We start from the raw sequence: 10,938 nt of genomic DNA on the forward strand, positions 1-10,938 counted from the left end.
CGATCCGTTCAGCAGCTCATACGGCTCTGTTCGACCGCCACTTTGCTCCTGACCGCCTCCGAGGAGCCCGGATAGCGCGTCAGCACTTCCCTGTAAGTGGCGCAGGCCGTGTCGCGATTGTCAAGCGCGGCCAGCGACATGCCCAGTTTCAAAAGCATCTCGGGAGCCTTCTGCGCCTCGGGATATTGTTTATGCGCGGTCAGCAGGGTCTTTGCGGCCTGATGAAAGGAGCCTTGCGAATATTGCGCTTCGCCGAGCCAGAAATAGGCATCGGCGATTTTCGGCTCGTCGGGATAGCGCGCTATATAGTCGTTAAAGGCGGCTTCCGCCTGGGGGTAGTCCCCGGACAGAACATAACCATATGCGGCGCGGTAAAGCTGCTCCGCATCCCTGGCGGGAAGCGAGGCGGTTTGCGTGTCGTCCTGTACAGGCGGCTCGGCGGCCGAACCGCCGACGAGCTCTCCATTTTCGTCAAAGGTGATCGTGCCGAGATCGCGCGGTGGTTCCGCCGGACCGCTGGACTGATCCGTCACGGCGACGTCACGCTCACCCTGCGGCGCGGCTTCGGTGCGTTCGCCGGTGGCGCCTTCGATCTCCTGGAAGCGGAACTCGTTGTCCTCCTGCATCTGCCGCATCTGCTCCTGCATCTGAAGCAGAAGGAAATTCATTTCCTCGACGCGCCCGTTCAGCGCCCGGATCTGCTCTTCCATCTGACCCATGCGGAAAGCGGTGTCTCCGGCCTGGGCAAGCACGACGGGCCCGCGTTCCGCCGGCTTGTATGCCTGCGTTGAAGCGCCAATAGAAACCGGTGCGGGTACCGTCCGAGAAGAGAGCGCGGCCTCAGCCATGCCCGGGGCGAGCGCCAGCGCAAGACAAGCGCCCAGAATGCGAGAATACGCGGTCATAAGTTGTTTCCTGCCTTTCTTTGGCGCGATTGCAAGGCCCCCACCCTTGTTTGCGGTCAACTGCCGACGCCGCCGACAACCGTCACGGCGCGCCGGTTCTGCGACCAGCATGAAATGTCGTCACAAACGGCCACCGGACGCTCCTTGCCGTAGGAGATCGTCTTGATGCGGTTTGCCGCCACACCCTTGGAAACAAGATAGGAACGTGTCGCTGCCGCCCTGCGCGCGCCGAGTGCGAGGTTGTACTCGCGTGTTCCGCGCTCGTCGGCGTGGCCTTCGATCGTCACCGATTTGTCCCGGTATTTCGTCAGCCACTGCGCCTGACGGTCGAGCGTCGCGGCCGAATCCGGACGGATTGCCGATGAATCGGTATCAAAGAATATCCTGTCGCCGACATTGAGCGTCAGGTCCTGCTGCGAACCGGGGACCGCGCCGCCGCCGGCAAGCCCAAGTTCGCCCGGGCTGTTGGGCAGCGTTCGTTTGGACGAGCAGCCGGCCACGGCCAGCGCCACGGCCAGCGCAAGCACGGCCGGACTGCGCGCTAAGCTCATCATTGTTGTCATGGTCGATCTCCTCGTTGTGACGACACGTCTGTTTTGCTGCCGGAGTGTACGGCGCTGCGCCGCTTTCCCCTTATACAGCACATTGCGGTTTCCTTGCGATACTATTTCAGCAATGGCGACCAGGCCGGATCCGAGCCGAAATTCGGCGTTTCCACCCGTTGCTCGTTATAGCCGGTCAGGTCGATCGAATAGAGTTGCGGCCCCGCGGCACCCGCCGGCTGGCGGAAGAACATGATCACCCGCCCGTTGGGCGACCATGTCGGTCCCTCATTGTGAAATCCGGTCGTCAGGATGCGCTCGCCGGAGCCGTCCGGCCGCATGACGCCGATGGAAAACTTGCCGCCGGACTGCTTGGTAAAGGCAATGAGATCGCCGCGCGGCGACCAGACCGGTGTCGAATAGGAGCCGTCGCCGAAGGAGATGCGGTTCTGGTTCGACCCGTCCGCGTTCATCACGTAAAGCTGCTGACGTCCGCCGCGGTCCGATTCGAAAACGATTCTGTTGCCGTCCGGCGCATAGGACGGCGATGTGTCGATCGCCGCCGTATCGGTCAGCCGCGTGGTCGCGCGGGTGCGCAGATCCATCGTGTAGATATTGGCGTTTCCGTCCTGCTGCAGGCTCATGATCACTTTTTGCCCGTCCGGCGAAAAGCGCGGCGAGAACGTCATGCCCGGGAAATTGCCGACGATTTCGCGCTGGCCGGTCTCGAGCTGGAGCAGGTAGACACGCGGCTGCCCGTCGGCGAAGGACATATAGGTGACCTCCTGGCGGCTCGGCGAGAAGCGCGGCGTCAGGACAAGATCGTTGCCCTGGGTGAGGAAGCGCAGGTTCTCGCCGTCCTGATCCATGATCGCCAGTTGCTTCTGGCGTTCGTTGCGCGGCCCGGTTTCCGACACGAACACCACGCGGGTATCGAAATAACCGGTTTCGCCGGTCAGCCGCTCATAGATGGCGTCGGCAATGATATGCGCGACCCGGCGCCAGTTTTCAGGCTGCGTGAAAAACTGCTGGCCGATGAGCTGCTCTCCGGCAAAGGTGTCCCAAAGGCGGAATTCCGCGCGCAGCCGGCCGTCCGCCTCCTTGCTGACGCGGCCGACGACCAGCACCTGGGCGTTGATCACCCGCCAGTCCTCGAAACGCGGCGAGACGTCCGGGTCCGAAATCTTCTGGATGAAGGCCTGCTTGTTGATCGGCGCGAAGAGGCCCGAGCGCCGCAGATCGTCGGCAATGACGGACGAGATGTTCGGGCCGAGATCGTCGTCGGAGATGAAGTCCGTGACAGCCATCGGCAACGGTTCGACATTCGCCTGGTTGATGTCGATCTCGACCAGCGCGAGGGCCGGACGCGCGGCCGCCAGCGCACAGCCGGCAAGCGCGACACACAGGATGAACAGGCCGCGCAGGCAACGAAGTTTGGAGTGGGTGCTGGTGGGATATGTTTCGCTCAAGATTCTTTCCTCAGAACATCTTGCTCGGATCGAAGTTTACGACGACTTCGGCCCAGGTCTCGTATTTCTCCGTGGGCAGACTGTAGGGCGCGCAGCGCAGCACGGCCCGTCGCGCCCCACCGGCCAGCACGCGGCGCACCTGCTCCGATCCACCCGTCGCCCGCACATCCGGTTGTCCGTCAATGGCACCGGAGCGGTCAAGCCGCATACTGACCTGAACACGCACTTCGCCGCCGTCGCTCAGCCCCGGGACAATCTGCCAGCAACGCTGGATCTGGCCACGCAGGGCATCCATTTCGCTCTGCGACAACTCCTGGCCGGCGGTCGTGGTTTGACCACCGAGCCCCGCTTCACGCTCGCTGCGCAGGGCGCCGCCGCCACGGGGGTCTTCGCGGTTGAGCAAAGCCGCGATTTCATCGGCGTTAAAATCGCTCTCCCGGGTCGAGGCGGCGCTGGCGGACTGACTTCTGTCCTCATTGTTCCTGCGCTCCGGCGTTTTCGCGGTCTGCGCCCTCGGCGGCGCCGGTTTCAGCGTCGGCGTCGGCACGTTGTCGGGCAACTGCTCGAATTCCGGCTTTAAATCCTCCGCTTCCGCGATCGCTTCGGCGACGGGATCGGGCACGACCTGCTGCTGCGGTTCCGGCAGCGCCGCCACTTCCGTCGCCGGAACGGGTTCCGGTTTCTCCGCCGGTCTCGGCGGTGCGTCGGGTTCGACCGACGGCGTCGGTTCGGCAATATCGGCTTTTTCAGGCTCCGCCGCCGCTTCAACGGTGCGCTCGGAAGGCTCTTCGACCGGCGTCGGCTTCAGATCGACGGTGTTGTCGCCGACATTCTGCGCGTCTTCCACCGGCTCCGGCCGGCTGGTCGGCTTCGGCGCGGCGCGCTCCTGCAGCGCCGCTGAACGGTCACCCTGCTGGATCTGGGTGATCGAAGATACCGGAATGATGTCGACCGGAATGGACTCTATCTCCAGCGCCTCATGGGATTCCGGTGCGGAGAGCCAGAAGAGCCCCCAACTCAACAACATCGCGTGGCACAGGCCGGATATGAAGATGCCGAGCTTCATGGCGGCGGATCACCCATCCTGCTCCTGGAGCGTGACGAGGCCGAGATTCTTGTACCCGGCCGACGATATGCGCGCCATGACCTTCATCACCGTGCCGTAATCGGCATTGCGGTCGCCGCGCACATAGATGCGTTCCTGATAACCGGTCGTTGCAATGGCCTGAAGCTTCGGCACAACCTCATCGAGCGGGATAGATGTCTCCTGAAGATAAATCTCCCCGGCCTCATTGACCGAAACGGTAATGGGCTGTGTCTCGGAATTGAGGGCGCTCGCCTCGGTTTCCGGCAGGTCGATCGGAACGCCCACCGTCAACAATGGTGCCGCAACCATGAAGATGATCAGCAGCACCAGCATGACGTCGACAAAGGGCGTCACGTTGATCTCGCTCATCGGTTTGCGGCGGCGGCCTTTGCGATGGTTGCCGCCTCTGCGCGGAGCCGCGCTGCCTGAAGTATCCGTTCCCATGGCCATGGCGGCTCTCCCTACTCAGCCGCCTGCCGCTGCTGCAGCTTCTCGTCGATCTGACGCGACAGGATACCGGAGAACTCGTCGGCAAATCCTTCCATGCGCCCCGTCAGCTTGCCCGCATCGGACGAAAACTTGTTATAGGCGATAACCGCCGGAATGGCTGCGAGCAGGCCCATGGCCGTCGCCAGCAGCGCTTCGGCAATGCCCGGCGCGACAACGGCGAGATTGGTCGATTTCGATCCGGCAATCGCCTGGAAGGAGGTCATGATGCCGACCACCGTTCCGAACAGCCCGATGAACGGTGCCGCCGAGCCGATCGACGCCAGTGAACCGAGCCGCGCTTCAAGCTTTTCGGATTCGCGCGCCATAGTGACATCCATGGCCTTGTCGATGCGCATCTGCAGCCCCATGGGCGAGCGCGCGCCGCGCTCGAATGACTTTTTCCATTCGCCCATGGCTGCAACGAAGATCGAGCTCATGCCGCTCGTATTGCGGTCCGAGAGCATCTGGTAGAGATCCTCCAGCGACTGGCCCGACCAGAAGACCTGCTCGAAGCGGTCGAACTGGCGCCGCGCCCGGGCATAGTTGAAGCTCTTGTCGATGATGATAGCCCATGTCCAGACCGAGGCGGCCACGAGCCCGATCATGACGAGCTTGACCACAAAACCGGCCTCGACGAAAAGCGCCCAAAGCGTCACCTCGTTCGTGGCGGCCAGACCTACCTGTTCCATTCTGTTCCGATCCTAGATGTTCAAGTGTCCCGCTTCAATCAAGCCGGGAAACCGCAATGACTGCCGCAACACGCGGTCCGGTTTCGCTGTCGTTGCCTGCACCGTCTCACTCACCCGGCCTGCCTTGTTGCGGCTAATTTTGGTCAAAGGAAGGCGCGCGAAATGCCCGGTTCCTCACATCTCATTAAGGCACGGTTATGGTTAATGACAGGTTAGGAAATAAGGCAAGCACTAACACCGCGCAATGACATGAACGTGAAAACGGCGCTCGAAACAGCCGATGCGGCGGTCTGGGAGGGCCGCTACACCGCGAACTTGCGCGCGACGTCCTCAGGCAGGCGTGTCAGACGTCCCTGTCTGTCGACAATGGCAACGGTCACGGTTGCTTCAATCAGCGTCCTGTCGCCGCACGTGATCTTCTGGTCCAGCACAAAGCGCACGCCCGTCGCCTTCTTCGGCTCGGTAACGATCTCGATTACATCATCCATCCGCGCCGCACCGCGAAAGGCGATATCCATGTGATAGACGACGAAGGCCAGCCCCTTGCCGTCGGACGCGCCGGCAAGCTCGCTCTGGCTGATCCCGAGGCAGCGAAGATAATCGGTCCGGCCGCGTTCGAGGAAATGCAGGTAGCGGGCGTGATAGACGACACCCGAGAAGTCCGTATCCTCATAATAGACACGCTGGACCAGCCTGTGCCCGTTTGCGACCAGTTCCCCGGCGAGTGCCTCGATCAACGCATTCTCCATCAACAACTATAGGGGCCGCCGCGGTTGACGCGGCATAATTCTGTTGCCACAGCAATTGTGTTTCATCACACGCGCAGGGCAATTGTCCACCGGCCATTGCAATCCTGTCACAATTGCGGGCTAACGCTCGCTCCAAGAGGCCATTGGAGGGTTTGACCATGAAGATTGCGGTTCTCGGCGGGGACGGGTTTGTCGGTTGGCCAACGTCGCTGCACCTGTCGGACCAGGGCCACGATGTCCACATCATCGATAACCTGTCCCGGCGCTGGATCGACACGGAACTGGGCGTGCAGTCGCTGACGCCGATGGACTCGATCCAGGAGCGCACCCGCATCTGGCACCAGGAGACCGGCCGGCGCATCCATTTCCACCTCATCGACATTGCCCGCGATTACGACGTTTTCAAAGCCTGGCTGACCGAGCACGAACCGGATGCGATCGTCCACTTCGCCGAACAGCGCGCCGCCCCCTATTCGATGAAATCCGACCGCCACAAGAATTACACGGTCAACAACAACGTCAACGCCACGCACAACCTGCTCAACGCCATGGTCGAGACCGGCGTCGACGCGCATCTCGTCCACCTCGGCACAATGGGCGTTTACGGATATTCGACCGTCGGCGCGGCGATCCCCGAAGGCTATCTGCCGGTCGGCATCGAAACGATGGGCGGCGACACGGTCACCCAGGATATTCTGTACCCGGCCAATCCGGGTTCGATCTATCACATGACCAAATGCCTGGATCAGCTGCTTTTCCAGTTCTACGCGAAGAATGACGGCCTGCGCATCACCGATCTGCACCAGGGCATTGTCTGGGGTACGCATACCGAACAGACGCGGCGCCACGAACAGCTGATCAACCGGTTCGACTATGACGGCGACTACGGCACCGTCCTCAACCGGTTTCTCATCCAGGCGGCGATCGGCTATCCGCTGACCGTTCACGGCACCGGCGGACAGACGCGGGCCTTTATCCACATTCAGGATTCCGTGCGCTGCGTTGATCTCGCTTTGCAGAACCCGCCCGAAGCCGGTGACAAGGTCAAGATCTTCAACCAGATGACCGAGACGCACCGGGTCAAGGATCTGGCCGAACTGGTCTCGAAGCTGACGGGCACGGACGTCGCCTATCTGCCCAACCCGCGCAAGGAAGCGGCCGAAAACGACCTCGTGGTTCACAACGAGCAGTTCCTGAAGCTCGGGCTCGATCCGATCACGCTCGAGGAAGGGCTTCTGGAAGAGGTTGTCGAGGTTGCGCGGAAATATGCCTACCGCGTCGACCGCAGCCGCATCCCGGCCGTGTCGGCATGGACAAAGGACATCGAGCCGACGATCAACCGCGATCCGGAAGGCAAATCGCTGAAATCGGCGTCCTGACCGGACCTGCCAGCCCGTGAGCGACCATCCGAAACAGACCGGCGGACCATCCACCGAAAGCCGTTTTGCCTATGTCACGCTGGTCACCAACAGCGACTACGTCATGGGCGCAGAGGCGCTGATCCGCTCGATCGCGCTGAGCGGCAGTTCCGCCGACTGTGTGGTGCTTCATACCGGGGCTGTCGCGCCCGATCGGCTTTCCCGCCTCGAAGCGCTTGGCGCGCGCCTGATGCGCGCCGACCTCCTGCCGACATCGGATGCCTTCAACGAACGGCATGCACGCAAGACGCTGCACGCCGACGCACCCTTCACCAAAGGCCGCAAACCGGCCTTCCACACCCCGCTCGACAATTTCGTCAAGCTGAGGCTGTGGCAGTTGGAAGACTATGAACGCTGCGTCTTTGTCGACGCCGATGCGCTGGTGCTTCGAAACATCGACCGCCTGTTCTCCTACCCGCAATTTTCGGCGGCACCGAACGTCTACGAATCGCTCGCCGATTTTCACCGGTTGAATTCCGGTGTTTTTGGTGCCCGGCCGTCGCCCGGAACCTTTTCCGACATGCTTGCGAAACTCGACAAGCCGGACAAATTCTGGCGCCGCACGGACCAGACGTTCCTCGAGAGTTATTTCCCGCAATGGCACGGCTTGCCGGTCTTCGACAACATGCTGCAATATGTGTGGTTCAACCTTCCGCAACTTTGGGACTGGTCCTGCGTCAACGTGCTGCATTTCCAATATGAAAAGCCCTGGGAACGGGACCACCCGAAGGCCGGGCGCCTCGCCCCGCTGATCGACCTCTGGCAGGCCTATTACACCGGCAATGCCATTCCGGATCTCGATACGCTCAGCAACCCGGCGGACACGGCGTGAAAAGGGTCCTTGTCACCGGCGGCAGCGGGACGGTCGGGCGCTTCATCGTCGAGGAACTCGCCCGAAACGGCTACGATGTCACGATTGCCGGCCGCACGGCGCCGGACCGGAGCCTCTTTGGCGAGCAGCACAGATATATTGAAATGTCGCTTGACCCGAAGACCCGGTTCCAGGAGGTCGTAAGCGGGTTCGGCAGCCTGGTTCATGCCGGGTTCTCGCATGCGCCCGGGCTCTATCGCGGCGGCGAAGGCAAGGATGTGTCCGGTTTCTGGCGGCATAATTTCCTGGCGACGCTTCTGCTGTTTCAGGCTGCGGCGCACGCCGGCGTTCAGCGTGCGGTTTTTCTCTCCAGCCGCGCAGCCTATGGCAAGCAGCGGCGGGGCGCGCGCCTTTACGAACAGACCGAATGCCGTCCCGACACGCATTACGGGGCGATCAAACTGGCGTGCGAGCGCCATCTTCCGCAACTGGCGGCGCAGACCGGACTGTGCACTGCCAGCCTTCGCATCACCGGCGTCTACGGAGCGCCGTCGACCGGTGGACCCCATAAATGGTCGGCCCTTTTTTCCGACTATCTCGAAGGCAGACCGATTGAACCGCGTTGCGGAACCGAGGTTCACGGAAGCGACGTGGCAAAGGCCGCGCGCCTGATGCTGGAGGCGAAGGACAGGGATATCCGGGCGGAAACGTTCAATGTGTCGGACCTGATGATCGACCGGCGCGATCTGCTCAGCCTGGTTCAGGCCGAGACCGGTTGCAGCAACGCGCCGCCGGAGCCCGCCGACCGGCGCGGCTACAATATCATGGATACGTCAAAGATCGCCGCGCTTGGCTGGAAACCCGGCGGAGAACCGCTGCTGGAAGAGGAGGTTTCAAGGCTTGTCGCTCGGACAGGTCAGCGTCAGTCGTCGCCTTCCTGAAACAGACTGGTCTGCTGCTGCTCAAGATCCTTCGGCACGTCCAGCCCCAAATGCCGCCAGGCATTGGCGGTCAGCATCCGGCCGCGCGGCGTGCGCTGGATCAGGCCCTGCTGGATGAGATAGGGCTCGATAATGTCCTCGATCGCATCGCGCGGTTCCGAAAGGCCCGCGGCGATCGTCTCGACGCCGACCGGTCCGCCGCCGAAACTGTGCGCGATCATGGTGAGGTACCGGGCGTCAAGCTGATCGAGTCCCTTATTGTCCACCGAAAGCCGGGTGAGCGCCTCGCCTGCGATCTGCCGGGTGACCGATTCGGCCTTCGCCACCTCGGCAAAATCCCGCACCCGCCGCAAAAGCCGGCCGGCAATGCGCGGTGTGCCGCGAGCGCGCCGGGCGATCTCCTGCGCGCCGTCGTCGGTCATGGCAAGCGCCATCAGCCGAGCGCCGCGACGCACGATCTGCTCCAGTTCCTCGACCGTGTAGAAATTGAGCCGCACCGGGATGCCGAAGCGGTCACGCAGCGGCGTGGTCAGAAGGCCGAGCCGGGTTGTCGCGGCAACCAGCGTGAACCGCGCCAGATCGATCTTGACCGAGCGGGCGGCCGGCCCCTCACCGATGATCAGATCGAGTTGATAGTCCTCCATTGCCGGATAGAGGATTTCCTCAACCGCCGGATTGAGCCGGTGAATCTCGTCGATGAACAGCACATCGCGCTCTTCAAGATTGGTGAGCAGGGCGGCCAGATCCCCGGCCTTGGCGATCACCGGCCCCGATGTCGAACGGAAATTGACGCCCAGCTCCTTCGCCATGATCTGCGCGAGCGTCGTCTTGCCGAGGCCGGGAGGGCCGACAAAGAGCACATGATCGAGCGCTTCGCCCCTCGCCTTCGCGGCCTCGATGAAAATCTTCAGGTTCGAGCGCGCCTCGGCCTGGCCGGTAAACTCGTCGAGGCTTTGCGGCCGCAGACCGGCCTCGGCATCTTCCCCGCGAATATCGGCGGTTACGATCCTGTCATGCTCACTCATCGCTCAACACCGCTTCGCAAACGCATTTTCATTGCGACAATTTCGCAAACACGTTTTCATTGCGACAATTCCTTCAGGCCGAGCCGTATCAGCGTTGCCGAATCGGGCGATTCGCCGGCCGTTTTCATCGCCGCGGCCACCGCGCCGGCCGCCTGATCCCGGGAATAACCGAGATTCGAAAGGGCCGAAACCGCATCGGTGACCGGGCCGCTTGCCGTCCCCTCTCCGAGTTCCTGCTTCAGGCCGATCCCGGCCGGGGCATCGCCGGCAACGGCTGGTGTCTTGTTTTTCAACTCGGTGACGATGCGCTGCGCCACCTTGGGACCTATCCCCGGCGCGCGGGCAACCATCGCCTTGTCCTGCAATGCAATCGCATTGGCAAGATCGGCGGAAGAGAGCGTCGAGAGCACCGCGAGCGCCACTTTGGCGCCGACGCCCTGCACGCTCTGAAGAAGCCGGAACCATTCCCGCTCCGTCGCCGACGAAAACCCGTAGAGCTTGAGTTGATCCTCCCGCACGAAGGTTTCGATATAAAGCACGACGGCTTCACCGGCCTGCCCAAGACCTGCGAGCGTTCGGGCAGAACAGAACGCCACATAACAAACCCCATGGACATCGAGCAGCACATGGTCCTCGCCGATCTCGTCGATGGTGCCCTTCAGCTTGCCGATCATGCCGCGCCCGCCCCGGCGGCAAGCCGCAGCCGGCCTGCCGCGCTCTGCCGGTGATGCGCGTGGCATATGGCGATGGCGAGCGCATCGGCCGCGTCATCCGTATCGAACCGGGCCTTGGGCAGCAGCACCTTGACCATCA

12 protein-coding genes and 1 pseudogene are annotated in these 10,938 nt (G+C 62.5%); 3 read left to right on the forward strand and 10 right to left on the reverse strand.

The annotated features are described in order from the left end of the window. Window positions 1-8: 8 nt before the first annotated feature. The 7 genes from ybgF to ybgC form a co-directional block, all read right to left on the reverse strand. Window positions 9-905, reverse strand: a complete 897-nt coding sequence (gene ybgF, locus AC5E6N_RS04055) for a tol-pal system protein YbgF (protein WP_491746612.1) — start codon at window positions 903-905, stop codon at window positions 9-11. 56 nt (window positions 906-961) lie between these two features. Beyond that, the gene (pal, locus tag AC5E6N_RS04060) at window positions 962-1,468 is read right to left on the reverse strand and encodes a peptidoglycan-associated lipoprotein Pal (protein WP_491691210.1); all 507 of its coding nucleotides are present in this window, start codon (window positions 1,466-1,468) and stop codon (window positions 962-964) included. Between the two features lie 101 nt (window positions 1,469-1,569). Continuing rightward, window positions 1,570-2,871 carry a Tol-Pal system beta propeller repeat protein TolB gene (gene tolB / locus AC5E6N_RS04065; RefSeq protein WP_491746622.1) on the reverse strand — a complete coding sequence of 434 codons (1,302 nt, stop codon included), beginning with the start codon at window positions 2,869-2,871 and terminating at the stop codon, window positions 1,570-1,572. 55 nt (window positions 2,872-2,926) lie between these two features. Beyond that, on the reverse strand, window positions 2,927-3,982 hold the full coding sequence (locus tag AC5E6N_RS04070; protein WP_491746613.1) for a cell envelope integrity TolA family protein: 1,056 nt from the start codon (window positions 3,980-3,982) through the stop codon (window positions 2,927-2,929). A gap of 9 nt (window positions 3,983-3,991) precedes the next feature. Next, a complete protein-coding gene (tolR, locus tag AC5E6N_RS04075) occupies window positions 3,992-4,447 on the reverse strand; it encodes a protein TolR (RefSeq protein ID WP_491746623.1) in 456 nt (151 codons plus the stop codon). A gap of 17 nt (window positions 4,448-4,464) precedes the next feature. Further along, complete coding sequence (gene tolQ / locus AC5E6N_RS04080; protein ID WP_491746614.1) at window positions 4,465-5,181, reverse strand: protein TolQ; 717 nt, start codon at window positions 5,179-5,181, stop codon at window positions 4,465-4,467. Window positions 5,182-5,483: 302 nt separating this feature from the next. Further along, complete coding sequence (gene ybgC, locus AC5E6N_RS04085; protein WP_491746615.1) at window positions 5,484-5,930, reverse strand: tol-pal system-associated acyl-CoA thioesterase; 447 nt, start codon at window positions 5,928-5,930, stop codon at window positions 5,484-5,486. A 158-nt stretch (window positions 5,931-6,088) separates the two neighbouring features. Between ybgC and AC5E6N_RS04090 the strand changes: the two genes are divergently transcribed. From AC5E6N_RS04090 to AC5E6N_RS04100, 3 genes are read left to right on the forward strand one after another with little or no spacing between them, the layout of a single operon-like run. After that, the gene (locus AC5E6N_RS04090) at window positions 6,089-7,309 is read left to right on the forward strand and encodes an NAD-dependent epimerase/dehydratase family protein (RefSeq protein WP_491746616.1); all 1,221 of its coding nucleotides are present in this window, start codon (window positions 6,089-6,091) and stop codon (window positions 7,307-7,309) included. A 16-nt stretch (window positions 7,310-7,325) separates the two neighbouring features. Beyond that, on the forward strand, window positions 7,326-8,180 hold the full coding sequence (locus tag AC5E6N_RS04095) for a glycosyltransferase (RefSeq protein WP_491746617.1): 855 nt from the start codon (window positions 7,326-7,328) through the stop codon (window positions 8,178-8,180). After that, window positions 8,177-9,100 (forward strand): NAD-dependent epimerase/dehydratase family protein, encoded by a 924-nt coding sequence (locus AC5E6N_RS04100; protein WP_491746618.1) that lies wholly within the window; start codon window positions 8,177-8,179, stop codon window positions 9,098-9,100. Before AC5E6N_RS04095 ends, AC5E6N_RS04100 begins: the two co-directional genes overlap by 4 nt. On the opposite strand, the gene ruvB is transcribed toward AC5E6N_RS04100, so the two are convergent. The 3 genes and pseudogenes from ruvB to AC5E6N_RS04115 all read right to left on the reverse strand — a co-directional run. Next, the gene (gene ruvB, locus AC5E6N_RS04105; protein WP_491746619.1) at window positions 9,082-10,125 is read right to left on the reverse strand and encodes a Holliday junction branch migration DNA helicase RuvB; all 1,044 of its coding nucleotides are present in this window, start codon (window positions 10,123-10,125) and stop codon (window positions 9,082-9,084) included. The two genes, AC5E6N_RS04100 and ruvB, sit on opposite strands and share 19 nt — an antisense overlap. 56 nt (window positions 10,126-10,181) lie before the next feature. Continuing rightward, window positions 10,182-10,799 carry a Holliday junction branch migration protein RuvA gene (gene ruvA, locus AC5E6N_RS04110; protein ID WP_491746620.1) on the reverse strand — a complete coding sequence of 206 codons (618 nt, stop codon included), beginning with the start codon at window positions 10,797-10,799 and terminating at the stop codon, window positions 10,182-10,184. Next, window positions 10,796-10,938 (reverse strand): annotated as a pseudogene (locus tag AC5E6N_RS04115) (crossover junction endodeoxyribonuclease RuvC); the annotation flags it as partial. The gene ruvA and the pseudogene AC5E6N_RS04115, both read right to left, overlap by 4 nt.

The organism is Hoeflea sp. (assembly GCF_984452065.1).